This window comes from Asticcacaulis sp., assembly GCF_051956075.1.
GTDB lineage: Bacteria > Pseudomonadota > Alphaproteobacteria > Caulobacterales > Caulobacteraceae > Asticcacaulis.
Map to the genome: position 1 here is coordinate 1 of NZ_JBQCGA010000002.1, position 26,957 is coordinate 26,957.

30 protein-coding genes and 1 tRNA gene are annotated in these 26,957 nt (G+C 61.2%); 4 read left to right on the forward strand and 27 right to left on the reverse strand.

The window, feature by feature from the left end; genetic code table 11:
• Positions 1 to 136: 136 nt before the first annotated feature.
• From ACTHLA_RS00305 to ACTHLA_RS00345, 9 genes are all read right to left on the reverse strand, one after another.
• Positions 137 to 280, reverse strand: a complete 144-nt coding sequence (locus tag ACTHLA_RS00305; RefSeq protein ID WP_440183934.1) for a hypothetical protein — start codon at positions 278 to 280, stop codon at positions 137 to 139.
• Positions 281 to 291: 11 nt separating this feature from the next.
• Entirely contained in the window at positions 292 to 516 is a 225-nt protein-coding gene (locus ACTHLA_RS00310; RefSeq protein WP_440183936.1) for a hypothetical protein, read from the reverse strand.
• Positions 517 to 1,066: 550 nt separating this feature from the next.
• Positions 1,067 to 1,143: transfer RNA gene (locus ACTHLA_RS00315), tRNA-Pro, on the reverse strand.
• Positions 1,144 to 1,227: 84 nt separating this feature from the next.
• Positions 1,228 to 1,725 carry a MerR family transcriptional regulator gene (locus ACTHLA_RS00320; RefSeq protein ID WP_440183938.1) on the reverse strand — a complete coding sequence of 166 codons (498 nt, stop codon included), beginning with the start codon at positions 1,723 to 1,725 and terminating at the stop codon, positions 1,228 to 1,230.
• Positions 1,726 to 1,731: 6 nt separating this feature from the next.
• Complete coding sequence (locus ACTHLA_RS00325; RefSeq protein ID WP_440184032.1) at positions 1,732 to 2,076, reverse strand: integration host factor subunit alpha; 345 nt, start codon at positions 2,074 to 2,076, stop codon at positions 1,732 to 1,734.
• 67 nt (positions 2,077 to 2,143) lie between these two features.
• Positions 2,144 to 3,124: a beta-ketoacyl-ACP synthase III gene (locus ACTHLA_RS00330; RefSeq protein ID WP_440183940.1), complete on the reverse strand. Its 981-nt coding sequence runs from the start codon at positions 3,122 to 3,124 to the stop codon at positions 2,144 to 2,146.
• Positions 3,125 to 3,127: 3 nt separating this feature from the next.
• Complete coding sequence (gene plsX / locus ACTHLA_RS00335; protein ID WP_440184035.1) at positions 3,128 to 4,258, reverse strand: phosphate acyltransferase PlsX; 1,131 nt, start codon at positions 4,256 to 4,258, stop codon at positions 3,128 to 3,130.
• Between the two features lie 140 nt (positions 4,259 to 4,398).
• The gene (locus ACTHLA_RS00340; RefSeq protein WP_440183942.1) at positions 4,399 to 4,953 is read right to left on the reverse strand and encodes a YceD family protein; all 555 of its coding nucleotides are present in this window, start codon (positions 4,951 to 4,953) and stop codon (positions 4,399 to 4,401) included.
• A gap of 9 nt (positions 4,954 to 4,962) precedes the next feature.
• Positions 4,963 to 5,571, reverse strand: coding sequence for a ubiquinol-cytochrome C chaperone family protein (locus ACTHLA_RS00345; protein WP_440183945.1), 609 nt, complete (start codon positions 5,569 to 5,571; stop codon positions 4,963 to 4,965).
• A 160-nt stretch (positions 5,572 to 5,731) separates the two neighbouring features.
• Between ACTHLA_RS00345 and bamE the strand changes: the two genes are divergently transcribed.
• Complete coding sequence (bamE, locus tag ACTHLA_RS00350; protein ID WP_440183948.1) at positions 5,732 to 6,205, forward strand: outer membrane protein assembly factor BamE domain-containing protein; 474 nt, start codon at positions 5,732 to 5,734, stop codon at positions 6,203 to 6,205.
• 69 nt (positions 6,206 to 6,274) lie between these two features.
• On the opposite strand, the gene ACTHLA_RS00355 is transcribed toward bamE, so the two are convergent.
• The 12 genes from ACTHLA_RS00355 to glyA form a co-directional block, all read right to left on the reverse strand.
• Entirely contained in the window at positions 6,275 to 8,428 is a 2,154-nt protein-coding gene (locus ACTHLA_RS00355; protein ID WP_440183950.1) for a sodium-translocating pyrophosphatase, read from the reverse strand.
• 276 nt (positions 8,429 to 8,704) lie between these two features.
• A complete protein-coding gene (locus ACTHLA_RS00360; protein ID WP_440183952.1) occupies positions 8,705 to 9,118 on the reverse strand; it encodes a hypothetical protein in 414 nt (137 codons plus the stop codon).
• Positions 9,119 to 9,192: 74 nt separating this feature from the next.
• Positions 9,193 to 9,717, reverse strand: coding sequence for a glycine zipper 2TM domain-containing protein (locus tag ACTHLA_RS00365; protein ID WP_440183954.1), 525 nt, complete (start codon positions 9,715 to 9,717; stop codon positions 9,193 to 9,195).
• A 153-nt stretch (positions 9,718 to 9,870) separates the two neighbouring features.
• The gene (locus tag ACTHLA_RS00370; protein ID WP_440183956.1) at positions 9,871 to 10,527 is read right to left on the reverse strand and encodes a glutathione S-transferase family protein; all 657 of its coding nucleotides are present in this window, start codon (positions 10,525 to 10,527) and stop codon (positions 9,871 to 9,873) included.
• 10 nt (positions 10,528 to 10,537) lie between these two features.
• Entirely contained in the window at positions 10,538 to 11,512 is a 975-nt protein-coding gene (thiL, locus tag ACTHLA_RS00375) for a thiamine-phosphate kinase (protein WP_440183959.1), read from the reverse strand.
• A 27-nt stretch (positions 11,513 to 11,539) separates the two neighbouring features.
• Positions 11,540 to 12,067 (reverse strand): transcription antitermination factor NusB, encoded by a 528-nt coding sequence (nusB, locus tag ACTHLA_RS00380; protein WP_440183962.1) that lies wholly within the window; start codon positions 12,065 to 12,067, stop codon positions 11,540 to 11,542.
• Complete coding sequence (locus ACTHLA_RS00385) at positions 12,064 to 12,531, reverse strand: 6,7-dimethyl-8-ribityllumazine synthase (RefSeq protein ID WP_440183965.1); 468 nt, start codon at positions 12,529 to 12,531, stop codon at positions 12,064 to 12,066. Before ACTHLA_RS00385 ends, nusB begins: the two co-directional genes overlap by 4 nt.
• A gap of 77 nt (positions 12,532 to 12,608) precedes the next feature.
• Positions 12,609 to 13,757: a 3,4-dihydroxy-2-butanone-4-phosphate synthase gene (ribB, locus tag ACTHLA_RS00390; protein ID WP_440183968.1), complete on the reverse strand. Its 1,149-nt coding sequence runs from the start codon at positions 13,755 to 13,757 to the stop codon at positions 12,609 to 12,611.
• Between the two features lie 41 nt (positions 13,758 to 13,798).
• Complete coding sequence (locus ACTHLA_RS00395) at positions 13,799 to 14,389, reverse strand: riboflavin synthase (protein ID WP_440183971.1); 591 nt, start codon at positions 14,387 to 14,389, stop codon at positions 13,799 to 13,801.
• 213 nt (positions 14,390 to 14,602) lie between these two features.
• A complete protein-coding gene (locus ACTHLA_RS00400) occupies positions 14,603 to 15,253 on the reverse strand; it encodes a RibD family protein (RefSeq protein ID WP_440183974.1) in 651 nt (216 codons plus the stop codon).
• Positions 15,254 to 15,319: 66 nt separating this feature from the next.
• Positions 15,320 to 15,856, reverse strand: coding sequence for a transcriptional regulator NrdR (gene nrdR / locus ACTHLA_RS00405; RefSeq protein ID WP_440183978.1), 537 nt, complete (start codon positions 15,854 to 15,856; stop codon positions 15,320 to 15,322).
• A 6-nt stretch (positions 15,857 to 15,862) separates the two neighbouring features.
• On the reverse strand, positions 15,863 to 17,164 hold the full coding sequence (gene glyA, locus ACTHLA_RS00410; protein WP_440183980.1) for a serine hydroxymethyltransferase: 1,302 nt from the start codon (positions 17,162 to 17,164) through the stop codon (positions 15,863 to 15,865).
• Positions 17,165 to 17,400: 236 nt separating this feature from the next.
• Here glyA and ACTHLA_RS00415 point away from each other — a divergent pair, with 236 nt between their 5' ends.
• Positions 17,401 to 17,919 carry a methylated-DNA--[protein]-cysteine S-methyltransferase gene (locus tag ACTHLA_RS00415; protein WP_440183983.1) on the forward strand — a complete coding sequence of 173 codons (519 nt, stop codon included), beginning with the start codon at positions 17,401 to 17,403 and terminating at the stop codon, positions 17,917 to 17,919.
• A 60-nt stretch (positions 17,920 to 17,979) separates the two neighbouring features.
• Complete coding sequence (locus ACTHLA_RS00420) at positions 17,980 to 18,522, forward strand: c-type cytochrome (RefSeq protein ID WP_440183985.1); 543 nt, start codon at positions 17,980 to 17,982, stop codon at positions 18,520 to 18,522.
• On the opposite strand, the gene ACTHLA_RS00425 is transcribed toward ACTHLA_RS00420, so the two are convergent.
• From ACTHLA_RS00425 to ACTHLA_RS00445, 5 genes are all read right to left on the reverse strand, one after another.
• Positions 18,485 to 19,252, reverse strand: a complete 768-nt coding sequence (locus ACTHLA_RS00425) for a hypothetical protein (protein ID WP_440183988.1) — start codon at positions 19,250 to 19,252, stop codon at positions 18,485 to 18,487. The genes ACTHLA_RS00420 and ACTHLA_RS00425 overlap by 38 nt on opposite strands.
• A gap of 88 nt (positions 19,253 to 19,340) precedes the next feature.
• On the reverse strand, positions 19,341 to 19,829 hold the full coding sequence (locus ACTHLA_RS00430) for an NfeD family protein (RefSeq protein WP_440183991.1): 489 nt from the start codon (positions 19,827 to 19,829) through the stop codon (positions 19,341 to 19,343).
• Positions 19,830 to 19,838: 9 nt separating this feature from the next.
• Positions 19,839 to 20,789, reverse strand: a complete 951-nt coding sequence (locus ACTHLA_RS00435; protein WP_440183994.1) for an SPFH domain-containing protein — start codon at positions 20,787 to 20,789, stop codon at positions 19,839 to 19,841.
• 135 nt (positions 20,790 to 20,924) lie between these two features.
• The gene (locus tag ACTHLA_RS00440) at positions 20,925 to 23,519 is read right to left on the reverse strand and encodes an ATP-binding protein (RefSeq protein ID WP_440183997.1); all 2,595 of its coding nucleotides are present in this window, start codon (positions 23,517 to 23,519) and stop codon (positions 20,925 to 20,927) included.
• Between the two features lie 524 nt (positions 23,520 to 24,043).
• A complete protein-coding gene (locus ACTHLA_RS00445) occupies positions 24,044 to 24,466 on the reverse strand; it encodes an NUDIX hydrolase (RefSeq protein WP_440183999.1) in 423 nt (140 codons plus the stop codon).
• A 92-nt stretch (positions 24,467 to 24,558) separates the two neighbouring features.
• On the opposite strand from ACTHLA_RS00445, the gene ACTHLA_RS00450 reads away from it, so the two are divergent.
• A complete protein-coding gene (locus ACTHLA_RS00450; protein WP_440184002.1) occupies positions 24,559 to 25,986 on the forward strand; it encodes an FAD-binding oxidoreductase in 1,428 nt (475 codons plus the stop codon).
• 166 nt (positions 25,987 to 26,152) lie between these two features.
• On the opposite strand, the gene ACTHLA_RS00455 is transcribed toward ACTHLA_RS00450, so the two are convergent.
• Positions 26,153 to 26,953: a response regulator gene (locus ACTHLA_RS00455; protein ID WP_440184004.1), complete on the reverse strand. Its 801-nt coding sequence runs from the start codon at positions 26,951 to 26,953 to the stop codon at positions 26,153 to 26,155.
• Positions 26,954 to 26,957: the final 4 nt, after the last annotated feature.

Sequence of the window (26,957 nt, forward strand, 5' to 3'; positions counted from 1 at the left end):
GGTATCTTGGTCCATGGCGGGTGTGGCCTTGGCTGTATTGGAAATGATTTAGGCTTCGACAACCAGAATCTATTCCAAAACAAAGCTTTACGCTACACCCGCTGCATCGTTTTGCCCCTACCGTGAATTAGATGGGCTAGACCCGGTCGTCGTCGCGCAGGCGGCGAAACACGAAGGTCTCGACCTCCCGCCTCGGCCGCAGGGCGCGCAGGAGCATGATGAGCAGGCAGGTCACGCAGACGCACACCACGGCGACCGGCAGGGCCAGCATCAGCCACATGGCGGCGCCGCCTAGTGGCCGCCCCCACCTGCGCCGCCTCCATCGCATCCGCCGCCGTCATGGCCGCCGCCGTCATGCCCGCTAAAGTCACCCCACCAGATATAACCGTCGCCGCTGTCAGACGCTTTGGATTCGTCTTGCGCGCCGCTGCGCCGTGACGCCGCAAAGCCGCGAACGAGCGCGACAATAAGGGCATAGGCCGCAACGCCGATGGCGATGATGATGATGGTCTTCATAGCTGTCTTCCTCTCACATCCGGCTCTCCCGTGACCCCGCAGCGCGAGCCTGACGCTGCGGGCGCAAAAAAAGCCCGCCTCGATGCGAGACGGGCTGAAAGGTATGAAAAAGACGTCGTCGCCACAGGGCGGGCGGACCCGCCGGGGGAGGAGAACGGTAAACATCCGGGTGGCGATCTCATCGTGGCGGAGAATACGACGTTTGCGTGACGGTTGTGTGACAGACATCTGCACTTATACCTCCCCATCTTTGATGGGGAGGGGGACCGCACGAAGCCGCGCAGCGGCTGAGATGTGGTGGTGGGGTATCTTAATGCGGCGTCGCTACGCGACAAGTCTTAGTAGAGCGACAGGATTGATGCGCATCGTTTTAACGATGCTTACCCCTTCGGGGCGCCTTCGGCGTCGATCGCCCTTTCGGGTCGATTGACTTCGCTTCGCTCCGTCGAACTCGCCGCTTCGCAGCTCGTTTCGAACGAGGTTTGAACATGAACGCTCCGACCATCTAAACAAAAAGGCCAGCCCTTGAGGGCTGACCTTTTTGTTTAGTTGGTCGGAGCGACAGGATTCGAACCTGCGACCCCTTGACCCCCAGTCAAGTGCGCTACCAGGCTGCGCCACGCTCCGTCCATAGTCTGAAAAAGGCGAAACCGCCCCATCAGGAGACGCGGCTTATAGAGACGAAACCTCACAGCCGCAATCCCCAAAAGCTCACCCGCGTGAGAATTTCCCCCGATTTGTGTCGCGCCCGATCGAGCGGCCCAGCGTCGCCTGCGCCTCATCCAGTTGCCGGGCGATATCGAGGAAACGCGCGCGCACCTCCTCGGTCATAGTCGGTCCGCCAGACCCGTCGTCGAACACCGGTTGCGCGACCCCTGCGGCGTTCTCCGCCGCGATCTCGTCCTCGCCGACCAGCCCCTGCTCGGTCGGCAGAACCGCCGCCGCGTGCGCGCCCAGAATCGCCTTCTGGCCCTGATCCTTGAACAGCTTCTGCACGCCGCGAATCGTATAGCCGCGATCATAGAGCAAGGTTTTCACGCCATTCAGAATTTCGATATCCTGCGGACGATAGAACCGGCGCCCGCCCGCGCGTTTGGTCGGGCGGATGAAGGTGAACTTGGTTTCCCAAAAACGCAGTACATGCTGCGGCACGCCCAGAAGATCGGCGGTCTCGGATATGGTCCGTAAGGCTAAAGGCCCCTTGCTCACCGCAGTTTACGCTCCTGACGAACTTTCCGCGCCCGCATCGACGCGCGCCTTGACGATCTGCGACGCGCGGAACGAAATCACCTTGCGCGGGTCGATAGCGGCGGGTTTGCCGGTCTTGGGATTGCGTCCGACGCGGGCGTTCTTGTCGCGCACCTGAAACACGCCGAAGCCCGACAGCTTGACTGTCTCGCCGCGCTCCAGCGCTTCGACCATCAGGTCCAGGGTGCGCTCGACGATGGCGGCGCATTCCTGTCGCGGCAGACCCAGTTCGTTATGGACGTCCTCAAACAGTTCCGCGCGCGTCAAGGTCTGCGATTTCATGGTGTTAGCGCCCCATTCTTGCTGTAGCAGAGTCTTAACATGCCGCAAATCCGCCTTGTCGTCAAAGGCTTATTCACAAGAGTTGAGAAGACGCCCGTTACAGGCGGATCGCCGCCGCGCCCCAGGTCAGGCCGCCGCCCAGCGCCTCGATCAGCACCAGATCGCCCGGCTTGACGCGCCCATCGCGCACGCCCTCATACCAGGCCAGCGGAATCGACGCCGCCGAGGTGTTGGCGTGCAGGGCCACGGTCGAAATCACCTTATGCTCATCCAGACCAAGATGATGCGCAACCCCGTTCAGGATACGCTGATTGGCCTGATGCGGAATGAACCAATCGACATCCTCGATCTTCAGATCGGCCTTAGCGATGGCGGCCTCGATGGCCTGAGAAATCTTCTGCACCGCCTGCTTGAAGACCTGATTGCCCTGCATCTTGATCTTGCCGATGCGGTTGTCGGCCTCGAACACGCCGCCGGAAACATACAGGAGGTCCGTCTTGGAACCGTCGCAACGCAGGTCGAAGCCCAATATGCCGCGATCCGCCGTCGTCCCCTCGCCTTCGACCGGCTCCAGCACCACCGCCCCGGCGCCGTCGCCGAACAGGATGCAGGTCGAACGGTCGGAAAAGTCGAGCAGCCGCGTCATCGCCTCGGCGCCGATCACCAACACGCATCTGGCCAGCCCGCGCGCCACAAACCCGTCGGCGACGCTCAAGGCATAGACGAAACCCGAACACACCGCCTGCACGTCAAAGGCCGGGCACACGGGCGCGCCGATCTTTTGCTGCACCAGCGAGGCGGTCGAGGGAAACGGCATGTCGGGCGTGGTAGTGGCGACCACGATCATATCGACGTCGGCGGCGGTCTTCCCGGCGGCGGCCAGAGCGACCTTCGCCGCCTCGGCGGCCAGATCGGAGGTCGTCTGCCCTTCGGCGACGCGATGGCGCTGGCGAATACCCGTCAGTTCGACGATCTTGGCGTCGGACGTATCAACCAGCCTCTCGAAATCCGTATTGGGCATCACCGTTTCGGGCAGATAGCCGCCCACGCCCGTGACCGCCGATCTCAACACACGCATAGTTTAGTTTACCTTGTTACCCGTCGCGGCGTCCGCCATCTCGGCGGGCTTGGCCTCTATATTTGTATCCTGGCCGGTTGCAGCAAGCCCGTCCGTTTCGTCAATTTCCAGACTGCGCGTCAACAGGGCCAGCGAGCTTTCCAGATCGCGCGCATAGCGGCTACCAGCCAGCGACGCCGCCACGCCGATGGCGTTGGCGTAGGCCTTTGCGTCGGCGCCGCCGTGGCTCTTGACCACAATGCCATTCAACCCCAGCAGCGGCCCGCCGTTCGAAGCGCCCGGATCGACCTGTTTCGCCATCGCCTTCAGAGCGGGCGCCGCCAGCAGCGCGCCCAGCATAGCCAGGGGCGAGGATTTCAGCGCCTCGCGCAACAGGGTGCGGATAAAGCGCGCCGTGCCTTCGGCGGTCTTGAGCGCCACATTGCCGGTAAAGCCGTCCGTCACCACAACATCGACCAGACCGGTGCAAAGATCGGTGCCTTCGACAAAGCCGTGATAATCGAGCCCGAACGAGTTGTCGCGCAGCAGGCGATGCGCCTCGCGCACCTCCTCATGGCCCTTCACATCTTCGGAGCCGATGTTCAGCAGGCCGATGCTTGGCTTATCGACGCCCTTGACCGCGCGATGAAAGGCCGCGCCCATCATGGCGAATTCGATCAGTTGTCGCGCGTCCGAGGTGACATTGGCGCCGACGTCCAGCACGGTCGAATGCCCGCCCTTGGCGTTCGGCCATAAACAGCCGATCGCCGGGCGCTCCAGATCGTCGGTGATCATTTTCAGGATCATTTTCGATAAGGCCATCAGCGCGCCGGTATTGCCCGCCGACACCGCCGCCTTCGCCTCGCCCGCCTTGACCGCATTGATGGCGTTGGCCAGACTGGTGTTACGGCGCCGGATCGCCTGGGCGGGCTTTTCGTCCATGGCGATGAACTGGTCGGTCTCGACCACCACGGCGCGCGCCTTCAAGGCCGGATGACGCGACAGCACCGGGTTGATCAGCATCGGATCGCCGTGCAACTGGAAGCACAGGTCGGGGCGCTGTTGCAACGCAAGCGCCGCGCCCGCCACCGTCACCGCTGGACCGTGATCGCCGCCCATAGCGTCAATGGCGATCACCAGAGAGTCCTTGGGCATAAGACTGGCGGGCTGAGTTTCAGAACGTGTCAAGCTTGGGAGTCCCATAAAGCCTATCGCGGCGCCGCAGCCGCGTCGCAGCGAAGGCGCAAGCGTCGGACGATAGCGTCAGATCGCAACTATGCAAGTTTTATTGCGGCTCAATCCTCGCCTTTCGGCGCAGTCTTCAGCTTGGCCAGCGCGGCGAAAGGCGACGGTTCGGGCGGGCTTTCCGGCTCCTCGAACACCACGCCGGGCTTGCGCGCAAACGGATCATAGGCCTCGCCCAGAGCCTCGATCACATATTGGCCCAGGTCGATCTGGCCGTTCTCGATCACGTCCGGCTCGTTCAGATCCTCCAGCGAGAATTCGCGCGCGCCGATATCGGCGACCTCGCCGCCCAGACGCCCGCGCTCGATGCAGTCCAGGCTCAGTTCGCCGGAAATCGCATGGCTGAACGGCTCCAGACTGACGCCGCACTCCTGCGTGACCTCGCCTTCAAGGCGTAGATCGACATGCACGACCGGCTTCGGTCCCGCCGCCGCGCGCGTGACGATATGGGCGCTCAGAGCGTCGAGCGCAATCATGCCGAAGCCCTGCGCGATCATCTGACGGCGCGCCGCGTCGGCGACCAGATCAAGCTTTAGTCCGCGCAGCGCCGCATCGAAGCGCACCTTATGCGGCCAGAGGCCTTCGTCCATATCCTGTGTCATCATAAACTCTCTCTACTCAGCGGCGATCTTCAGCGCCGCCGGGACCAGCCAGTCCAGCCGTCCCTTGATAATCTCATCGACGTGCAGCGCGTCATGCGCCGTGCGCGCATAGGCCGCGAAGGCGGCGGCGGGAACGTCCATGACGGCCTCACCTTCCTCTTTCATATCGTCAAGCATATCGCCCGCGTAAAGGGTGCGCGCCGCGTAATCGGCCTGCGCGTCCGTCTCGCCCGCCAGCAAAGTCTCCCAGCGCGCCATGCGCGTATAGACCACCTGCCCCAGCTTTTTCATCTTCTTCGGCACGCTGAGATCGCCGACACCTTGTTCGCGCAGCGTGGAATCCAGCGCCAGCAGGAACGAATCGAACAGGGCCTGCGCCGTCTCCTGCGCCTGTTCATGCCGCGAATCGCCCTTGTCGAGCGACCGCAGGCGATGAATGACCAGCCCGATATGAAAGGTCAGCAGCTCAAAGCGCGCGCCGATCTCGTCCGGTATGGCGTAGTCGAGGTAAAACACCGGCAGACGCGCCTGCGCCACGCACTGCGCGTACAGCCGGTCGCCAGTCGCTTTGGCGGTGCGGGGCGTGATCAGGGCCTTGAGCGCATTGAGCAGCGACGGCATAGTGCTTGTGTCCTCCTGACGCGCAAATCGCAACCTGACGGCCTTCTTTCAGCCTTGAGCTTGCCGTAAGCTTAATTTTCTTATAGGTCAAATCTGTTCACGCCGTCAGGCGGACAGCCACAATATTAAGCACAATATTAGGACAGTCATGCGGTTCGGTTTGAAAATTTCGCTTTCTGTGGCGGCGCTTGCGCTCCTTGGCCTCAGCGCCTGCGCCCCGACCATGACGCACCACGGCTATCTGGCCATCGACGCCAAGCCCGCCGACATCAAGGTCGGCGATAGCCAGGCCACCGTGCTGGACAAGCTGGGCGCGCCGTCGCAGACCTCGATCTACGACCCGCAGGAATGGTACTATATCGACCAGGTATCGATGAAGATGACCTATAAGGAGCCGCACGTCACGGCGCGCTCGGTCACGATCATCGACTTCGACAAGTCGAACCAGACCGTGTCGGACGTGCGCACCTTGTCTCTGGCTGATGGTCGTCTGCTGACGCCCGATCCGCACAAGACCCCGACACGCGGTCGCCAACTTACCGCGCTCGAACAGGTGCTCGGCACGGTCGGCCACCAGCAGCTCACCAACGATCAGGACACCAATCCCGGCAACAACAACCACCGCCGCGACTAGGTTCCTCTCTCGCAAATATAAAAAAGCCCCGGATCGCTCCGGGGCTTTTTCTGTGCGCTGAAGCTGAGATCACGCGCCATGCGCCAGCACGGCCAGCATCAGCAGCGCCACGATATTGGTGATCTTGATCATCGGATTGACCGCAGGCCCCGCCGTATCCTTATACGGATCGCCGACCGTGTCGCCGGTCACCGACGCCTTGTGCGCCTCCGAGCCCTTCAGGTGCTTGACGCCGTCCTTATCGACGAAGCCATCCTCGAACGACTTTTTCGCATTGTCCCAGGCGCCGCCGCCCGACGTCATCGAAATGGCGACGAACAGGCCGGTGACGATCACCCCCAGCAGCATGGCGCCCAGCGATTCGAACGCCGCCGTCTTGCCGCCGATGTAGAAGACGATGGCGAACAGCACGATCGGCGACAGCACGGGCAGCAGCGACGGCACGATCATTTCGCGGATCGCCGCCTTAGTCAGCATATCGACCGCGCGGCCATAGTTTGGCTTGGAGGTTCCGGCCATAATGCCGGAATCTTCGCGGAACTGACGGCGCACCTCCTCGACGACCGATTGCGCGGCGCGGCCCACGGCGGTCATGCCCATGCCACCGAACAGATAGGGCAAAAGCCCGCCGATCAGCAGACCGATCACGACCCAGGGCGAGGACAGCGAGAAGGTCAGATTGCCCAGGCCTTCAAAAATCCCGCCGGTCGAATTGGCGGCGAAATATTTGAGGTCGGACGTATAGGCCGCGAACAGCACCAGCGCGCCTAAGCCCGCCGAACCGATGGCGTAGCCCTTGGTCACCGCCTTGGTGGTGTTGCCGACCGCGTCGAGCGCGTCGGTGGTGTGGCGCACCTCCGATGGCAGGCCCGCCATTTCGGCGATGCCGCCCGCATTGTCGGTCACCGGCCCGAAGGCGTCGAGCGCGACGATCATCCCGGCCAGGGCCAGCATGGTCGCCGTGGCGATGGCGATGCCGAACAGCCCGGCCAGCAGGTAGCAGCCGATAATGCCCGCCACGATGATCAGCGCCGGAACCGCGGTCGATTCCATCGACACGGCCAGCCCCTGAATGACATTGGTGCCGTGGCCGGTCACCGAAGCCTGGGCGATCGAGACCACCGGACGCTTGCCGGTGCCGGTGTAATATTCGGTCACGACGATAAAGGCCGCCGTCACCGCCAGACCGACCATGCCGCACCAGAACAGGGACATGCCGGTGAAATTAAAGCTCGCCCCGCCCAGCTCATAGCTGATGGGGGTATCGAAACCGACGAACTTCCAGATCACGCCCGCCACCGCCACGACGGACAATATGCCCGTGGCGATCAGGCCCTTGTACAGCGCGCCCATAATGTCCTGCGACTTGCCGAGGCTGACAAAGAAGGTGCCGATGATTGAGGTGACGATGCACACCGCCCCGATGGCTAAAGGCAGCAGCATCATGGAGGTCAGCAGCGGCGAGGCGCCGAAGAAGATGGTCGCCAGCACCATGGTCGCCACAGTGGTGACCGCATAGGTCTCGAACAGGTCCGCCGCCATGCCCGCACAGTCGCCGACATTGTCGCCGACATTGTCGGCGATGGTGGCCGGGTTGCGCGGATCGTCTTCGGGGATGCCCGCCTCGACCTTGCCGACCATGTCGCCGCCGACATCGGCGCCCTTGGTGAAGATGCCGCCGCCCAGACGCGCGAAGATCGAGATCAGCGACGCGCCGAAGCCCAGCGCCACCAGAGCGTTGACCACATCGCGGCTGGCCGGTTCGAACTTGAGGACCAGGGTGAGGATCGCATAATAGCCCGACACGCCCAGAAGCGCCCCGCCCGCCACGAACAGGCCGGTCACGGCGCCTGCGCTGAAGGCCAGACTCAGGCCCTTTTGCAGACTCTGCGACGCCGCCTGCGCGGTGCGCACATTGGCCCGCACCGAGATCAGCATCCCGGCGAAGCCCGCCGCCCCCGACAGGATGGCGCCGATGGCGAAGCCGATGGCCGACCACTGGCCGAGAAACACCCAGGCCAGCACGAAGATGACCACGCCGACAATGGCGATGGTGGTGTACTGCCGCTTCAGATAGGCGCTGGCGCCTTCCTGAATGGCGGCGGCGATCTCACGCATACGCTCACTGCCCGCATCGGCCTTCATCAGGCTAAGCGTCTGCACGACGCCGTACAGCAGGGCAAGTATGCCGGCCGCAATGGCCAGCACCAAGGCAATATTCATAACGGTACCCCTGTCCTATGTTCTATGACGGTCGCGCGAGCGCGCAACCCTTATTGGCAAATCAAAAAATAACTGAAATTCAAACGGTTACTTTTTGATTGTCGGGGAGAGTGCCAAAAGTTTCGCCTGAATTCAAGCCGGGATAACGTCGCTATGCGCACATGCGGCAAGATTTCGCAGACGCGAATTCTGCGCTGCGGCGATCCTAATACTTACAATTTTTGGATTATGATAAGATTCAGCCGCTTGCCTTACCTGCAATGCAGCAAATTCCGGTCAATGACGGTGATGGATTTTGGGATTCTGCGCCAGAATATCCAGAGACTTGATCGTACCCGGCCCGGCGAATTTTTCAAACGCCGGAATCATCGCCGCCGAAAAGCGGGGAACGTCCAGCACGTCTTCATTATCGGCCTGTGCGAACGAGGTCTGGCTGGCCAGACGCACAATCGCATCGCGGAAGTATGGCTCCATGTCGCGCAGCTTCGCCTCATTGGCCTTGCCGGTCAGGTTCACCTTGATGCTGAGAAACAGATAGTTGACGAGCCGGTTGTCCTTCATGACCGGAATGCCGACCGAGGCCAGTTGCACCGACGGGGCGGCGACATTCTTCTTGTCCTCGCCCGCATGGGCGGGCGCCGCCAGTACAAGCGGCAGAAGCAACAACAGATGGCGGCGCGACGGGCTCATGCCGTCACCTTTGCCGCCAAGGCTTTAAAATGCCCTTAAAACAGAGCCCCTCCGCGACGGGAGAGGCTCGATCTTCAGTGGCGGTGACCGTGTCCGCGGCCATGATCGTCGCGGCGGTCGTCATCACGTCGCCAGGCGTCATTATAGTTCCACGGCGGCGGACCGGCATGGCGGTAACGATCGTAATAGACGTGCTTGTAATAGTGTTGCGGCGGACGGTTCTTGAAATAGACCACCGTATAGCCGCGCGGCGGCGGCGCGGGATCGTAATAATGACCCTGATAGGCGTAATAATTGCCTTCATAGCAGTTGATGCTGCTCTTGCCCGCGCTATTGCCGATCACGCCGCCGATCACCGCGCCGCCGACCGCGCCCAGACCGCGTTCGTTCTTGGAAATCTGGCTGCCGATCAGACCGCCCAGAACAGCGCCGATCACCGTGCCGTTGCGCTGCGCCTCGGCCTTACGCGCATAGCAATAGCCGTCATAGCCGCGCAGGTCGCGATCCTGCGCCGCAGCCACGCCCGGCAGGACCAGCCCGCCCGCCATGCCCAGCGCCAGAGCGCCACAAAGCGATTTCAATAAGGGATTGAGTTTCATGTCCGGCGACCTCCTGCTGGCCCCGCAAAGCGTTGAGAAAGGCGCGTACTGTCGGACCATCGCACCGATCCGGCAATGCGACAAATGCGCCGGAAATACCTCCTGAAAAATAAGTTTCCGGTAAGCGCGTAACGCAGATTGATGAATTTCGCCTCAGTCGCGATCGGGCGCGCCCGGCGGAAAGAAGCCGCGATAGGGGCGCGCCTCATCGACCACGCGCGCCACAGACGGACGCGCCAGCAAACGCGCGCGGTAGGCCGTCAGAGCCGCAAATCGCCCATCCATCGGCTGCACCCAGTCGGCGTAGAACAGGGACGGCGCCGCCGCGCAGTCGGCCAGCGAAAAATCACCCGCCGCCCATTCCCGCCCCTGCATATTGACGTCGAGCCAGCCATAGATCGTATCCAGCGCCGCCTTGGCCTGGGCGACGCCGTCTGGATCGCGGCGCTCCGGCGGTTTGAGATAGTCGCTGACAATTGTCTGCATCGGCGTCATGACGTGATTGTCGAACACCCGATCCATCAGCCGAACCTGAACGGCGGCGTCGGGATCGTCCGGGATCAGCCGGACCGGCCCCTGATGATGGACGAGCAGATACTCGATGATCGCGCTGGCCTCCGGCACGACGCAAGCACCGTCCAGCAAGACCGGAAACTTCGCGGGCGGCCATATCTGCGCCAGCTCCGCCCCGTTGTCCGCATGCTCTGCGTCCAGCATCCGGTAGGTGAACGGCGTATCGTTCTCATAAAGAGCGATCAGCGCCTTCCAGCAATAGGAGGCGAACGGGTGCGAAAACAGGTGCAATGTCATAGCTTTCCCCTCAAAGCGGATGCCGGAAGCCCTTGTCCGTCACTTCGATGCGCCGCCCTCCCGCGAACAGGCAGGCGCCCGCCGGGGTCTCCGGCGTCGCGCTGACGCAGGCGCCGATATCGTAAAAACCCGTCATGATCAGGGCCTTCGCCCCGGCTTCGCCCGCCGTACACAGGATCTGGTAGTCGTCGCCGCCAGTCATCAGATCGACCGCGCTCACCCCTTCGGCGATGGCGGCGCGCGCGGCGGGCGAGGTCGGAACCTTGTCCAGCTCGATGCGGATCATCAGAGTGTTGGCGCGCGCCAGATGATCGGCGTCGCCCAAAAGCCCGTCGGATATATCCATCGCCGCACTGGCGTGGCGCAGCACGGCGTGCGCCAGATCGGGGCGGATTTCCGGCAGGTGATAGGCGCTGATCAGCTCATTGACGTCGCCATTGGGCAGGTCGCTCAACCGCCCCTGCAAGGCGCGTAAACCCAGATGCGCCTGGCCGATATAGCCGGACACCAACACCCTGTCTCCGGCCCTCGCCCCAGCGCGCGACAGAGCGCGACCGCGCGGCGCCTTGCCGAAAATGGTCATGGAGACGGTCAGCGGCCCGGGCGTCGAGACGGTGTCGCCGCCGAACAGGGTCAGGCCGAATCGGTCCTGCTCGGTCTTCAGACCGCGCGCAAAGTCGCGCTTGTCATTCAGCGACAGGCCGCGCGGCCAGGCGGTCAGCAACTGATAGCCGTAGGCCGTTCCGCCCTTGGCGATGATGTCGGAAATATTGACGCGCATCAGCTTGCGCGCCACCAGATCGAGCGGATCGTGCTCGAAGAAATGCACCCCGGCCACAAGGGCGTCGGTCGAGACCAGCAGGTCGTGATCGGGATCGGGCGGGATGACCGCCACATCGTCGATCAGGCCGCGCGCCTCGCGGCTGAAACCGGCCAGCGGTTTGAAAAGCTGGTCAATGATCGAAAACTCGTCCGGTTCGCTCATGCCGCGCCTCATATGATCAGGAGAAGCCTATCTGACATCCTTCGCCACGCCGTCCAGCGCGCCGTTGACGAAGCGCGCCTCGGCGTCATCGAAGAAGGCGCGCGCGATCTCGACATATTCGTTGATCACCACCTCGACCGCCACATCCTTGCGCAGCATCAGCTCCCACGTCCCGGCGCGCAGAATGGCGCGCACCGTGGTGTCCAGCCGCTCCAGCCGCCAGCCGGAGGCCAGCCGCGCCGCGATCGCCGCGTCGATCTGCGCCTGCTCGCGCACCACGGCGCGCGCGCCCTCGGCGAAATAGGCTTCGTCGGCCTCGGCCAGGGTCTCGCCCTCGATATCGCCGTCGAAACGATAGTCGGAAAATTCGCGGATCACCGTCTCGACGCCCGTTCCGGTCAGTTCAAGCTGATAGAGCGCCTGCACCAACACCAGCCGCGCCACGGTGCGCGCGCGCTTGGCCTTGCGCGTCAGGGGCGGCGTGCGGGCGTCCTCCGCCGCATTGAGCTGCTCCATCACCGCCCTCAGGCTGTTCGGCGTCGTCTCGCCCGTCATTGCCCGCCCTCCATCAGGGTCTTGCGCAGGGCGATCATGCTCAAGGCGACCTTGGCGACCGCGCCGCCCTTATCGCCCTGATCGCGGCGCGCGCGCACCCAGGCCTGCTCCTCGTCCTCAACGGTTAGTATGCCATAGCCGATGGCCAGACGCTGACGATAGCTCAGTTCCATCAGGCCGCGCGCCGACTCGCCGCAGACATAGTCGTAATGGGTGGTGTCGCCGCGGATCACGCAGCCCAGCGCGACATAACCGTCATAGGCGCGGCCCATCGGCCGGTGCGCGGCGTCCTCGGCCATGGCGATCGCCGCCGGAATCTCGAACGCGCCCGGCACCGTCACGACGTCATAGTCAACGCCCAAAGCCTCCAGCGCGCCTTTCGCGCCCGCCAGCAGTTCGTCGGAAATATCATCGTAAAAGCGGCTCTCGACGATCAGGATGCGGATGGGCGTGTCGGTGGTCACACGAGTCGTCCTTTAAAAAGAAGAAGCAAAGAGACACGCTCATACGCGCTTCCGCAGCGATGAAAAAGCAAAAACTCTTACAGCGACTGCCAGTCGATGATCGACAGGCCATAGCCTTCCAGCGCCGCAGGCTTCGGACGACTGGACGACAGGGCGATCATCTCACGCACGCCGAGGTCGAGCAGGATCTGCGCCCCGACGCCGTAATCGCGCAGGCCCCGCCCGCCGACCCCGTGCGCCTCGTCGCTGGCGAAGCGGTTGGTCAGCACTTTCGGATCGGGATCGCGCAGCATGACCATGACCGCCGGTCCGTCATGCGCGGCCAGGGCCTGCATGGCGTTCTGCACCAGACCGCTGCGGAACGAGCCGCCGATCCCGCCCAGCACGTCCGAGGCGACGTCAAGCTGATGCATGCGCACCAGGGTGGGCTTGTCCGCCTGCGGCGCCTGCCTGACCAGAGCCAGATGCTCGGCGCCATCCAGTTGGTTGCGATAGACAAGCAGTTTGAACACCCCGCCGAATTCGCTCTCGAACGGACGCTCCAGCACGCGCTCGACAAAGCGCTCGGTGCGGCGGCGATAAGCGATCAGGTCGGCAATGGTGCCGATCTTCATGCCGTGTGTCTGGGCGAATTTCACGAGGTCGGGCAGACGCGCCATTGAGCCGTCATCATTGATGATCTCGCAGATGACGCCCGCCGGGTACAGGCCCGCCATGCGCGAAATATCGACCGCCGCCTCAGTATGCCCGGCGCGCACCAGCACACCGCCGTCGCGCGCCACCAGCGGAAACACATGGCCCGGTGAGACCAGATCGCGCGAATCCTTGCCTGGGTCGATGGCGACCGCGATGGTGTGGGCGCGATCCTTGGGTGAAATGCCGGTCGAAATACCGTCCTTGGCTTCGATGGAGACTGTGAAGGCCGTGCCGTTGCGCGCGCCGTTGTCATGCACCATCGGCGGCAGCCGCAGGGTCTTGGCGCGCTCGCCCGTAATCGACAGGCAGATCAGGCCGCGCGCGAACCGCGCCATGAAATTGATGACGTCGGGCGTGGCCATCTGGGCCGGAATGACGACATCGCCCTCGTTCTCGCGATCCTCGGCGTCGACAAGGATATAGGGACGGCCATTGCGCGCGTCCTCCAGAATGTCCTCGATGCTGGAAATCGGGCTGTCATGCTCCGAAGCGATCGGTTGCAAATCCGTAGCGATCTTGTTCAGCGGCATGTTATTTCTCTTTGTCCTAACGCTTCGCTTCTTGAGGACGGCTATTCTGTTTCAAACCAGCGCGCGGCATAGCGCGCCAGCCGATCGACTTCAAGATTGACGTGGCCGCCCACCTCCGTCTGCGACAGGGTCGTATGCGCCCAGGTGTGCGGAATGATATTGACGCCGAAGGTCCGGCCTTCGACCTCGTTGACGGTCAGCGAAATCCCGTCCAGCGCCACGCTGCCCTTGGGCGCGATAAAGCGGTGCAGCGGCGACGGCGCCTCAAAGGTCAAACGATAGCTTTCGCCATCGCGGACGACTTGGATCAGTTTCGCAACGCCATCGACATGGCCCGAGACGATATGCCCGCCCAGTTCGTCGCCGATCTTCAGCGCCCGTTCCAGATTGACGCGCGTTCCCACGCGCCATTCGGACAAATTGGTCAGAGCCAGGGTCTCATTCGACACATCAAGATCATACGTCCCTTCCCCCTTGGCCACGACGGTCAGGCAGCAGCCCGCATGGTTGATCGACGCGCCCAGCTCGACATCGTCGAGCGGAAAATCGACCGCCATGACAAGCCGCATCCCCTGATCGGAGCGCTCTGCTGATTTGACCTTGCCGATATGGGTGATAATGCCGGTAAACACTAAGTATCTTATCCTTTATCGTCGGCGCCTGGCCGGTAAGCTCGCAAGATATTATCCACAGATCAGCCAGATAAGCACAGATCAGATTTTATCATGTAAGCCACAAATGGACGCACATTGTGCGCGTTTGTCTGGCTTGAAATCACGTTTTATTCGTGACCTCAATGCTCCTATTCATCTGTGCTTATCTGACTTATTTGTGGATAGCCCCCTTTAACTTAATTCATAGGTTTCCCAAAGATCGTCGCCCACCGCCTGAACGCCCAGGCGTTCGAAACGGACAATGTTCGCCAGATCCTCGATATTCAGGTGACCGATCACCGGCCTTGCATCGCCCCCCAAGATGGTGGGCGCGCGGAACCATTCAAGCCGGTCCACGAAACCGGCGCGCAAAAAGGCTGTGGCGATCACGCCGCCGCCTTCGACGAACAGGCGCTCGATCCCCGCCGCGCTCAGCGCCGCCAGCGCCGCATTCAGATCGACGCGCTGATGCTTCGACGGAACCCGGATCACTCGCACCCCAGCCGCCTGCATTTCGCCGGAGACCTCGCCCAGCGTCACCAGATAGGTCGGGATCACCCGCGCCGTCTGCGCCAGTTTGGACAACAACGGCAGGCGGGCGCGCGAATCCAGCACCACGCGCGCGGGCTGAAACCCTTCATAATTGGGCAGACGCACAGTCAGTTCAGGATCGTCCTTGAGGGCCGTCTCAATGCCGACCAGCACCGCGTCATGCCCGGCGCGCAGCTCATGCACGACCCGCCGCGCCTCCTCGCCGGTGATCCACTTGCTCTGTCCCTCATGGGTCGCAATCCGCCCGTCGAGCGTTGTGGCGAGTTTCAGAGTGATGGACGGGCGGGACATATGATCGCTTTTCCTGTCCCCTCTCCCCCTTCAGGGGGAGAGGGTTGGGGTGAGGGGGAAACCGCGTCAGGCGTCATCCGACGGCGACAGGTCTTGCTCTCCAAGCCCCTGACGAATATCGCCCGGCTCCTCGACCTCGCCCTGATGTTCCAGACCAAGGCCTTCGGCGCCCAGGAATTTCGCGAAATCCGAAGTTTCGCGGAAGTCGCGATAGACCGAGGCGTAGCGCACATAGGCGACGACATCGAGCGATTTGAGCGCCGTCATCACCAGTTCGCCCACCACATCGGATTGGATATCCGTCTCGCCCATGCTTTCCAACTGGCGCACAATGCCCGACACCATACGGTCGATGCGGTCCTGATCCACCGGTCGCTTGCGCAGCGCAATCGACACCGAACGCTCCAGCTTGGCGCGGTCGAACGGCGTGCGCCGCCCCGACCGCTTGACGATCATCAGGTCGCGCAACTGCACGCGCTCGAAGGTGGTGAAGCGCCCGCCGCATTCGGGGCAGGATCGGCGGCGGCGGATCGCCGCGCCGTCTTCCGAAGGCCGCGAGTCCTTCACCTGAGTTTCGAGATTGCCGCAGAAGGGACAGCGCATGAAAGCTTATCCGTAGATCGGGAATTTGGCGGTCAGGTCTTTCACCGCCGCGCGCACCTTTTGCTGCACCGCTTCGTCCGGCGCGCCGTTATTGCCCGCCATGCCGTCGATCACATCGGCGATCAGGTTGCCGATCTGCGCAAATTCCGCCTCGCGGAAGCCGCGTGTGGTGCCCGCCGGCGTCCCCAGGCGCACGCCCGAGGTGATGGTGAAGGGCTGCGGATCGAACGGAATGCCGTTCTTGTTGCAGGTGATGAAGGCGTCTTCCAGCGCGGCTTCCGTCGCCTTGCCGGTCTGGCCCTTGGGACGTAAGTCCACGCTCATGACGTGGCTATCCGTGCCGCCGGTGACGATGGCCAGCCCGCGCTCGACCAGCGTATCGGCCAGCACGCGCGCATTGGCCACGACCTGCTGCGCGTAAGCCTTGAACTCCGGTTGCAGCGCCTCGCCGAACGCGACGGCCTTGGCGGCGATGACGTGCATGAGCGGCCCGCCCTGCAAGCCGGGGAAGACCGACGAATTGATCTTCTTGCCCAGCGCCTCGTCGTTCGAGAGGATCATGCCGCCGCGCGGTCCGCGCAGCGTCTTGTGCGTGGTGGTGGTCACGACATGGGCGTGCGGCAGGGGATCGGGATAGACCCCGCCCGCGACCAGACCCGCATAGTGGGCCATATCGACGAACAGATAGGCGCCGACCGAATCGGCGATCTCGCGGAAGCGCTTGAAGTCGATATGGCGCGGATAGTTGGAGGCGCCGGCGATGATCAGCTTGGGCTGATGCTGCTCGGCCAGGGCCGCGACCTGATCATAGTCGATAACATTATCGCCCTCGGTCACGCCGTAGGGGACGACATTGAACCACTTGCCCGACTGGTTGGCGGGCGAGCCGTGCGTCAGGTGGCCGCCGCAGGCCAGGTCCATGCCCATAAAGGTGTCGCCCGGCTGCAAGAGCGAGAAGAACACCGCCTGATTGGCCTGAGCGCCGGAATGCGGCTGCACATTGGCGAAGGCGCAGTTGAACAGCTTTTTGGCGCGCTCAATGGCGATACGCTCGACATCATCGACATATTCGCAGCCGCCATAATAGCGACGGCCCGGATAGCCTTCGGCGTACTTGTTGGTCAGGACGGAGCCTTGCGCCTCCAGCACCGCCTTCGAGACGATGTTTTCCGAAGCGATCAGCTCGATCTGATCCTGCTGGCGATGCAGTTCGCCCTGAATCGCCTTCAGCACATCGGCGTCGGCATGGGCCAGATCGTCATGAAAGAAACTGCGGGCGAAATCCGAGGCGTTGGCGGGCGCGTTCACGATACGGCTATCCTGTAGGCTGAAGGAGGAATCCAGATATGGGGAGCGTTTACGCTTTAAGCCAACCAGAGGCAAGAATTTTAGGCTCTTGAAGCCTGAGAGCGTCGAGGCGTCGCGGTTTGTCCGCCGTCGCCAGTCAACGTGGCCGCCAAATAGCATCGAGCCGTCCGACCGCGCCATAACGCGCAGCCAGCTTTCAGTCAGGCTCGGAAGAGACTTGCTGCATCGGATCAGGCATGAGAGCCTGCAATATGACGCTTTATTACGATCAGTTCGCGACGCCCTATGGCGCAACCGCCGCCGTGGTCGATGCGGCGGGCGCGCTGGTGGAGTTCACTTTCCTGAACGGCGTCATGCAGAACCTCTATGCGCATGACGCGCGGGCTGAGCGCAACGCGGAACGACTGGCGACTGTGAAAGCGCAGGTTGACGACTTTTTCGCCCGGCGTAGCTCCGGCTTCGATCTGGTTCTGCGCCCGCGCGGCACGCCGTTTCAGCAAAAGGTCTGGGCCGCGCTTTGCGATATTCCTTTCGGCGCCACCCTTTCCTATCAGGAACTGGCGCGACGCATCGGCGACGTCAAGGCGATGCGCGCCGTGGGCGCGGCGAATGGTCGCAACCCGATCGCCCTGATCATTCCGTGCCTTCGCGTCATCGGCAAGTCAGGCAAGCTGACCGATTATGGCGGCGGCTTGCCGCTCAAACGCGCCCTGCTTGATTTCGAAGCGCAAGCGGTGGAGCCCAGGCTTTTGTGACTTGCGCATCGGATGCAGACCCTTCTAAAAACCGTTACAATATTTCAAAAGGAGTCGCGCATGTCGAAAGCCAAATACGCTCTGATCGCCCTGCTCGCGCCCGCCCTGCTGCTCGGCGCCTGTCACCGCGCGGCGCCCGCCGCCGATACTGGCGTCGGCGCCGATATGACGATCGCCGATCCGGTTGATTATACCGATGCGCAAAAGGCGGCGATCCTGGCGACCTTTCCAGCCCCCTACAACGCCGCCGATCTGGCCGAGGGCGAAAAGGAATTCAACAAATGCCGCGTCTGTCACACGATCACGCCCGACAAGATGAACATGACGGGACCGCACCTTTACGGCGTTTTCGGTCGCAAATCGGGCACAGCGCCCGGTTATCCGTTCACCGAGGCGATGACCAAGCATGACGTCGTCTGGGGCTTCGACACGCTGGACGCCTATCTGACCTCGCCGCAGACCGTCGTAAAAGGCACGAAGATGGGCTTTCAGGGCATTCAGGACACTGAAAAACGCCGCAACCTGATCGCCTATCTGGCGCTGGAATCGCAACCGCATCCCGACGTCAGTAACGCCGCCACAAGCTCACTGTCAGCGCCGTAACCTGTGGGATATTGCGCCCGGCGATCGTCCGGCGCAACCCTACCTGCACAAAGGTTTGCTGACGCTCGCCAAGGCTCCGCGCCACGCTGAGCTTGGCGTTGACCCACTCAACCTCATAACCCGCCTGCCTGTCGGCGCGCCCGGCGAAGGCCTGCGCCAACACCATCCAATGCGCCGAGGGCTTGACGCCAAGGGTCGCGTCCACGCGCCACTGATCGGGATTATACTGCCTCAGCTTGCGCGCCGCCTGCAGGTCTAAAAAGGCGGTCTGGTGAAAAAGGCGTATATTCTTGCCGAAATAGACACGCACCTCCGCGTCGGTTCCCTGTCGCCCGAACAGGGTATCGAAATCGTCGCGTCTCCCCTTGCCCAGACCTTCAAGGCTCGCGCCCGCGGCCAGAACATAGTCCTGGTCATCATGCAGTGCGTAACGCCCGCCAAATTCAACCGACGATAACCCGGAAAAATGCGTATCGCCCGTATCATAGGCCTTGAAATTCACCTTGCCTGTCAAGGACAGTCGCGACGTCACGCCTCGATCAATATAGACGTAGGCATCGGTCTGGCTCCACTTCGCCAGGCCTGCATCCGCCGCGCCTGCGGCGTCGAACGCCCGATGGGCTGCGCCGGGTTCGAGACTGATGATAATCTCGGTGTGAGCCGGCTTCTGCGGCCAGGCCGCCGCTTGCGCATGCGACACAGCGATAAAGGCCAGCGCGAAGGCCAGCATCCCCCCTATCCACCTCATAAATCCCCCCAAGGCTCAGTAGGAACAGCCTAGCAGCTTATGACAAGCCTGACTATGTCGGCGCCACGATTCAGACGGAGCGTACGTAGAGACGGCCTTCATGGACTCGCTCAATGATGACGGCGGCGGCGGTCGGCAGGGCCGCCTCACCGTCACCGCGCAAGACTGCGGGCCATTCGACGCCGTCGAACATGACCCGCCCGGTGCGCTCGCCGCCTGTGATTTCAAAACCGCTCAATACCTGCGCCTGTTTGCCGAGAAGACGCGCCTGCTGGTCATTAACATCACCATGCGGCGCGGCGGTCTTCAGGAAGCGGCGCGTCAGCAGAGTCATGATCAGGCTCAAGACGGCGAAGACGATCACCTGACCAACCACGCCGAGCGGCGCGCCGGTCAGGCAGGCGACGGCGACGACGCCCGCCGCCGCCGCCGACCAGAGCAGCCACTGCGTCCCCAAAAACACTTCGGCGGCCAGCATCAGCACACCGAAGGTCAGCCAGATCCAGAAGGCCTGCATGCCCGAAGGACCGAAACTCCAGACGCCGGACAGATCAGACATGACCGCCTCCTACTTTTTCGCCTGACCGCGCGAGGCCGAGCCATCGCCGACAGAACGCAGCAATTCGGTGATGCCGCCGACGGCGCCCGCCACCGAGGACATATCCGCCGGTACGATCAATGTTTTGGCGTTTGGGGATTCTGCAAACTTACCGAACGCCTCAACATATTTCTGAGCGACGAAGTAATTGATCGCATTGACATCGCCGCGCGCAATCGCTTGCGACACCATTTCGGTGGCCTTCGCCTCGGCCTCGGCGGAGCGTTCACGCGCCTCGGCGGTGCGGAAGGCCGCTTCGCGTTGACCTTCGGCTTCGAGAACGGTCGCCTGCTTCTGACCTTCTGCGCGGGCTATGGCCGCCTGCTTTTCGCCGTCGGCTTCGATGATCAGCGCCCGCCGCTCACGTTCGGCCTTCATCTGGCGCGCCATGGAATCGGTGATGTCGTGCGGCGGTTTGAGATCCTTGATCTCGATGCGGTTGACCTTGACGCCCCACGGCGAGGTCGCATGGTCGATCACGTTCAGCAGCCGCGAATTGATTGAATCGCGCTGCGATAACACATCGTCTAGATCCATAGATCCGACCACGGTGCGCAGATTGGTCATCGACAACTGCGTGATGGCGTTGTCGAGATTATCGACCCGATAGGCGGCCAGAGCGGCGTCGATCACCTGGGTGAACACGATGCCGTCCACCTTCACCACCACATTGTCCTTGGTGATGACCTCCTGCTGCGGCACATCGAAGACGCGTTCCATCATATTGACGCGACGCCCGACGCCTTCGACAAACGGCGTCAGAAAACTGATCCCCGGCTTGAGCGTGCGGACATAACGGCCGAACTTTTCGACCGTATATTCGTGGCCCTGCGGCACGATCTTGATAATGCTGGAGACGATAAAGATCGCCAGAACGAATAAGGCGATGACCAGAACGCCAAAAACCGAAACCTCGGTCATGGATTACACTCCCCCAGGACACCGCGCCACCATGGCGAAAGCGTCATTATGTTACAGGCGGCATTATATCCGTCGGGACAGGGGGACTCTATAGCAATCGGAACGCCGCCGTCACATCGGCGTTACCGTAACGCTTCAGCTTACGGCGCGGGTTTTGGCGTCGGTTTGCGCCTCCGACAGCAGGCGCGCCACCGTTTCGATCAGCGTATCCATGATAATTGGTTTGGCGATATGCGCATCCATGCCAGCGGCGTAGCAGGCTTCTATCTGCTCCTGCATGGCGTCGGCGGTCAGGGCCACGATCGGCAGATGACGCCCCACAGCCTCGCCTGCGCGATAGCGGCGCGTCGCCTCAAGCCCATCAAGGCGCGGCATATTGATGTCCATCAACACCAGATCGAAGCGCGACATATCCATGTCCAGCGCTTCCTGGCCATCGACAGCCTCGGTCACCGTGTAGCCGAAGGGCTCCAGAAACAGCCTTGCCACCTTGCGGTTAACCGGGTGGTCGTCAACCAGCAGGATATTGATATTAGGGCTGTCATCCGGTTGCGCCTCAACCGCATGTGTCGCGGCAGGCGCCGGTTCAGGAAGGGTCTCCAGCGCCACCTCGCCAGCCAGGAAGGTCATGACAAACACCGACCCCTTCCCCTCTTCGCTGGTCACGGTCAGGCCTCCCCCCATCAGTTCGGCCAGACGGCGGCTGATATTCAGTCCCAGACCGCTGCCGCCATGGGTGCGCGCGGTCGTTGCATCGGCCTGACTGTAGGCTTCAAACAACTTGTCCAGCGTCGCCTGACTCATACCGACGCCGCTGTCCCGCACTTCCACGCGAACCAGATAGCCATCAGGACGATGATCGGCGGACGCCACCAGCCTGACCTCGCCGCTTTCAGTGAACTTGATGGCGTTCGACACCAGATTCGACAGGCATTGATAGACTCGCAGAATGTCGAATCGCATCGGCATCAGGGCGCTGGACCTGATGTCATAGATCAGATCGACCGGCTTGCCGTCGGTCAGGTTGCGATAGGTATGAACGACCCGCTCCAGCATGTCCTTCATATTGGACGGCGTCGGCGCCAGTTCGACGCGGCCCGCCTCGATGCGCGACATGTCGAGCACGTCGTTGAGCAGCACCATCAGGGTCTGACCGGAATCAACCAGAATATTGACCTGTTCTGCCTGTTCGGGCGGCAACGGCTCTTTCTTGAGCGCTTGCGCCATACCCAGCACGCCATTAAGCGGCGTACGCAACTCATGGCTCATCACCGCCAGGAAGCGCGACTTGGCGGCGTTGGCGGCTTCGGCATGGGCGCGCGCGTCGCTCAAACGCGACTGCATGCGGCGCATCCGGATCACCCACAGGACGCCACCGAGGACGATAACGGCGAACATGATGGCGATGGCGACCGCCGCCGCCAACAACATCCGCCCCATTTGCACCTGCTTGACCAGCAACCGGCTCTCCGCCGTCTTGCTGTCCAGCTCCTGCCGCAGCGCTTTGTACATGCTGCGCACCGAAGCAATGCGTAAAGCTTCGTCTCTTTGCGACTGCAAGTGCATTAGGTCTCCCAGAGCGTCGAACGCCTGGTCGTCACGTCCCTCCGCTTTCAGCAGATAGGCTTCAATGCCCTTTTCAAACAGCTCATCATGAGGATTCAAATCGTCTGGGACAGCACGAATCTTATTGAGATAGAATTTGGCCTTGGCGACGTCCCCCAAACGTACGTATGCTCTGGTCAAAAATTGCAGCTTCGTGTAATCAAGAAAATTAGAGACGCTTCCAGATTTTATAGAAGAATTCTCAAGACACTTAATCACCTTTCTATTATCGCTGTTTGCATCTTCAACCATGGCGCATAAAAATTCATTCCACGGTCGCAAATCTTGAATATTATATTTTTCTATATAATATGAGTATAAATTTTGAAATTTCTGAGAGAATGCTAAATCATTCTCTTTGACCGACCACATACTTAAATTGTAAAGTATATCCATTTTTTGCGAGAAAAAAGAGCTTTCATTCAACAACTTGGCAATAGCCAGCATATGATCTGTACTAGTCTCATAATCACCCACGGCCATAAGTGCGAATATCATGGCCTGATGCGCTGAACTTAATACCGGAGCGGCGTCATTTCCTGCCGCCTCCAAGCGAACAATAAGCTTGTCGCTGACATCAATAGCGTCTGCCCATTGCGAAAAATGTAGTAGTTGGCGAACACGCTCTAATTCGACAATATTGCGTATGGCAGGATCGGACATGGCCATATATGCAGACCATTCCCGCTCGCTGAGAGTGGTAAAGCCATTAGTTTCGTTTTGATACGCTTGACGCATAAAGCGCGCAAGCACATCGAGTTTAGCGTCATTATCCGTCTGAGCCTGCACCAAAATGCGATTGTGCCATGCGTCGAACTTGTCAGTATTTTGATCGTCTTTGTAAGCGTATAAGATACGCCACAACGCATAAATACGAGCGTCTCCATTAAGGCGCAAAGCCCGTTCGCCGTATTTATCGACTTCATTATTAAGGTGTTGAAAGGGTGTCGAGGCGACGGCGTTGTAAACCTCACCCAGTTTATTATGCCGACTATTTAGAGATATTGGCGAGGTTACTTGCGCAACCGATGTTCGCGCATGGAGCGATAGGACGCAAAAAAAAGCGCAAAGCATTATGCAAATGCTTTGCCCCAGCTTGACCATCCTGCATTTGGCGCGAATCATAATGTCTCCACAAATGCGCCCCTTTAAACGCATAGAGAACATATAGACCTTATAATTCGTTTAATCTGATGGGGTGGCGTAAGGTTAACAAAAAAGGCGAATATGCTAAGCATCCCGCCTTTTCTATTAGCAATTAATCTGACGATTTAAACGTCCATGCAACTGCAACCAAATTGCGGCGTACAGAAGCACGACGGAAGCTGCTTGGCGGTGGCTTGGCCTACCATGGCAGCGCCAGCAACAGCAGCGATAATCGTGACAGCCAGAACGATTTTCTTCATGAGATAACCCTTTACTAAATAACCACATCGACACACGGCTCATCTTTTTGAAGAGCCGGATGAATCGCAGAACTTTTCGAAGCCCATGAGAATGGCGCCTAAATAGGGTCTGCGTAACGACTGGCTATGGCTGTTCATGCCCGCCCTCGTTAAGAATTCATTAACCATACTTTTCTGAAAAACACAATCATGACGCGCCTAAATGACGCACATCGCCACGATTTTTCTCTTATCTGGAGATTTTCAGTCGTAAATCGAATTTTGCGCGCGCAGCAAAACGTCGCGTAAATCATCTTGCTTTACAAGGGTAAGCGCCTCATCGAAGGACATGAAACGCGCCTCGTCCGCGTCGTCTCCGGCGCGGGGTTCGCCCTCGGTCCAGTCGGCAATGTAGTCGATCAGGACGTAGTGAAAGTCCGTCTCAACGATCTCATAAACGGCCAGAAGATCGCCGATATGCGCCCGAACGCCGGTTTCTTCGTAAAGCTCGCGCAGCGCGGCGGCGTGCAGGCCTTCGCCCCAGGCCACCTTGCCGCCGGGAATCGACCATTCGCCCTGACGCGGCGGACGTCCGCGCCGGATGAGCAGAACCTCGTCGCCGCGAAGACACACGACTCCAACCGCGGGGCGGGGATGCGAAGCGTCAAGATGTAAGCCAGATTGCATCATCGACTCAGGTTTTATGACTTGCGAAAGCGCGCATCCTCGCTTAACGCCCACCTTGAGTTTCCGCAACGTCCATCCTGCCGAGCCTGCTTATGTCCACGCCCAAAACCGAAGTCCCCGCCGTCTCCGCCGATGTTCTGGCGCGCATCAAGGCCGTCGTGGGAGACGCCGGTTACAGCGAGGATCCGGCGCGTGTCGATCCCAAGCTGACGGAATGGCGCGGCAAGTGGAAGGGCCATACCCCCCTGCTCGTCATGCCCAAATCGACCGAAGAAGTCGCGGCGGTGGTGAAAATCTGTTTTGAAGCGGGCGTGGCCATTACGCCTCAGGGCGGCAATACGGGCCTCGTCGGCGGACAGATTCCGTTCGGCGAAATCCTGCTCTCTCTTGAGCGTATGAAGGCTGTGCGCGACGTGGCGCCGACCGACGACACCATGGTGCTGGAAACCGGCCTCAGCCTTCTGGATGCGCAGCAGATCGCCGAAAAAGCCGGACGCTATTTCCCGCTGTCTCTCGCCGCAGAAGGCACGGCGACCGTCGGCGGCGTGATCAGCACAAACGCCGGCGGCACGGCGGTGCTGCGTTACGGCGTGACGCGCGACCTGGTGTCCGGGCTTGAGGTCGTGCTGCCAAATGGCGAAATTTTCCACGGTCTGAAGCGGCTGCGCAAGGACAATACCGGTTATGATCTCAAGCAGTTGTTCATCGGCGCCGAAGGCACATTGGGGATCATCACGGCGGCGTCGCTGAAACTGTTCCCGATCATGAATTCGCGCGCCACCGCCATCGTGGCGTTTGAGACGGCGCAGAAGGCGATCGACCTTTTGGTGCGCGCCAAGCAGGAAACCGGCGGTCAGGTCGAGGCGTTCGAACTGATGGGCCGCTATGGCCTGTCGTTGGTGCTCAAGCATATTCCCGACACGCGCGAACCGCTTGAAGGCGAATATCCATGGTTTGCGCTGATTGCGGGCGCCTCCGGCGACCCGGACGGGGCGCAGGCGGCGATGGAGCGCGTGCTGGGCGCCGCGTTCGAGGAAGAGCTGATTGTGGACGGCGTTATCGCGCAGAATGAAACTCAGGCAGCCGAGTTCTGGCGGCTGCGCGAGGATCATTCCGCCGCTGAGAAGGCCGAGGGCGCGGCGTGGAAGCATGATGTCTCGGTGCCGCTGTCGCGCATGGCCGACTATATTGAAGAGGGCGATATGGCGGTTCAGGCCTTCCTGCCCGGCGCGCGCCTGGTGGCGTTCGGCCATGTCGGCGACGGCAATGTCCACTTCAATGTCATCGTGCCCGAAGGCATGGACGCCGCCGAATTCAACGCCCTGCGCGACGAAGGCGCCAAGGTCGTTCATGATCTCGTCCACAAGTATGAAGGTTCGATTTCCGCCGAACACGGTCTGGGCCGCATGAAGACGCAGGAAGCCTTGCAATATAAGGATCCGGTCGCCGTCGAAGCCATGCGCGCCGTGCGCCTGGCGCTCGATCCGAAGCGCATCATGAATCCCCACGTGCTGTTCTAAGCCGACGACGCGCTTCGTCTTTGGTTGCGCTAACGCTACGCTGCTTGAGCGCAGGCGCATCATGAACCTCTACGTGCTGTTCTAAGCCGACGACGCGCTTCGTCTTTAGTTGCGCTAACGCTACGCTGCTTGAGCGCAGGCGCATCATGAAGCCCCATGTGCTGTTCTAATCGAACAGCGCGTCGATCTCCGCCTGCTTGGCGTTTTCGGCGGGCGCGTCTGGGGCGCGGATCAGGCCGGTCATGGCGCGCAGCAGGTCAGGCATATGGAAGGGTTTGGCCAGCAAAGCGTCGGCGCCCGCCGCCTGCGCCGCCGACAGGACGTGTACCGCCGTGATGGTTTCGTCCACGCCCTGCGACATGGCGATGACCTTGACGTGCGGATGGTCCTTCTTGATCTGCGCCGTGCCTTCGATGCCGCCGATTCCGGGGATCAGCACCGCCGTCAGCACCACGTCGATCAGCCCCAGATTATGGTCGAAGAAGACGTCCTCCATATTGGCGGCCCAGGACACCTTATAGCCCACCTGTTTCAGCACCCGCACCACATCGCGGCGCAGATCAGGATCGTCCTCGACCACCAGCACATGCCGCTCCTTGGCGCGGGCGCGATGATAGCGATTGGTGTCGTCGAGCAAGTTTTTCAGCTTTTCCGGATTGAACGGCTTGGCGATGACGAAATCGGCGCCGGCGACGCGCGCCGCATTCATGGCGGCGTTCAGAGCCGAACTGCGATGACCGCCGTCGGACATGATGGCCAGAGGGGCGTCCTGCGCTTCGGCGCGGATATCGTCCATCATGTGCAGCGTATTATTGCCCTTGGCGTAGGCGTCGAACAAAAGCAGGTGAAAGCGTCCTCCTTTGAGGATACGCATGGCCATCTGCTGATCGAAGCTCAGGACAGAGGTCCATTTCTGCTGATGCAGCATGCTGGCGATACGCTGCGCCTGCTCTTTGTTTTCGTCCAAGACA

Bases quoted from the DNA above. Each gene is read 5' to 3' on its own strand.
- ACTHLA_RS00305 (WP_440183934.1), bottom strand. From the start codon at position 280: ATGTGGCTGATGCTGGCCCTGCCGGTCGCCGTGGTGTGCGTCTGCGTG.
- ACTHLA_RS00310 (WP_440183936.1), bottom strand. From the start codon at position 516: ATGAAGACCATCATCATCATCGCCATCGGCGTTGCGGCCTATGCCCTT.
- ACTHLA_RS00330 (WP_440183940.1), bottom strand. From the start codon at position 3,124: ATGCGTGTGTTGAGATCGGCGGTCACGGGCGTGGGCGGCTATCTGCCC.
- plsX (WP_440184035.1), bottom strand. From the start codon at position 4,258: ATGCCCAAGGACTCTCTGGTGATCGCCATTGACGCTATGGGCGGCGAT.
- ACTHLA_RS00340 (WP_440183942.1), bottom strand. From the start codon at position 4,953: ATGATGACACAGGATATGGACGAAGGCCTCTGGCCGCATAAGGTGCGC.
- ACTHLA_RS00345 (WP_440183945.1), bottom strand. From the start codon at position 5,571: ATGCCGTCGCTGCTCAATGCGCTCAAGGCCCTGATCACGCCCCGCACC.
- ACTHLA_RS00355 (WP_440183950.1), bottom strand. From the start codon at position 8,428: ATGAATATTGCCTTGGTGCTGGCCATTGCGGCCGGCATACTTGCCCTG.
- ACTHLA_RS00360 (WP_440183952.1), bottom strand. From the start codon at position 9,118: ATGAGCCCGTCGCGCCGCCATCTGTTGTTGCTTCTGCCGCTTGTACTG.
- ACTHLA_RS00365 (WP_440183954.1), bottom strand. From the start codon at position 9,717: ATGAAACTCAATCCCTTATTGAAATCGCTTTGTGGCGCTCTGGCGCTG.
- ACTHLA_RS00370 (WP_440183956.1), bottom strand. From the start codon at position 10,527: ATGACATTGCACCTGTTTTCGCACCCGTTCGCCTCCTATTGCTGGAAG.
- thiL (WP_440183959.1), bottom strand. From the start codon at position 11,512: ATGAGCGAACCGGACGAGTTTTCGATCATTGACCAGCTTTTCAAACCG.
- nusB (WP_440183962.1), bottom strand. From the start codon at position 12,067: ATGACGGGCGAGACGACGCCGAACAGCCTGAGGGCGGTGATGGAGCAG.
- ribB (WP_440183968.1), bottom strand. From the start codon at position 13,757: ATGCCGCTGAACAAGATCGCTACGGATTTGCAACCGATCGCTTCGGAG.
- ACTHLA_RS00400 (WP_440183974.1), bottom strand. From the start codon at position 15,253: ATGTCCCGCCCGTCCATCACTCTGAAACTCGCCACAACGCTCGACGGG.
- nrdR (WP_440183978.1), bottom strand. From the start codon at position 15,856: ATGCGCTGTCCCTTCTGCGGCAATCTCGAAACTCAGGTGAAGGACTCG.
- ACTHLA_RS00415 (WP_440183983.1), top strand. From the start codon at position 17,401: ATGAGAGCCTGCAATATGACGCTTTATTACGATCAGTTCGCGACGCCC.
- ACTHLA_RS00420 (WP_440183985.1), top strand. From the start codon at position 17,980: ATGTCGAAAGCCAAATACGCTCTGATCGCCCTGCTCGCGCCCGCCCTG.
- ACTHLA_RS00425 (WP_440183988.1), bottom strand. From the start codon at position 19,252: ATGCTGGCCTTCGCGCTGGCCTTTATCGCTGTGTCGCATGCGCAAGCG.
- ACTHLA_RS00430 (WP_440183991.1), bottom strand. From the start codon at position 19,829: ATGTCTGATCTGTCCGGCGTCTGGAGTTTCGGTCCTTCGGGCATGCAG.
- ACTHLA_RS00435 (WP_440183994.1), bottom strand. From the start codon at position 20,789: ATGACCGAGGTTTCGGTTTTTGGCGTTCTGGTCATCGCCTTATTCGTT.
- ACTHLA_RS00440 (WP_440183997.1), bottom strand. From the start codon at position 23,519: ATGATTCGCGCCAAATGCAGGATGGTCAAGCTGGGGCAAAGCATTTGC.
- ACTHLA_RS00445 (WP_440183999.1), bottom strand. From the start codon at position 24,466: ATGCAATCTGGCTTACATCTTGACGCTTCGCATCCCCGCCCCGCGGTT.
- ACTHLA_RS00450 (WP_440184002.1), top strand. From the start codon at position 24,559: ATGTCCACGCCCAAAACCGAAGTCCCCGCCGTCTCCGCCGATGTTCTG.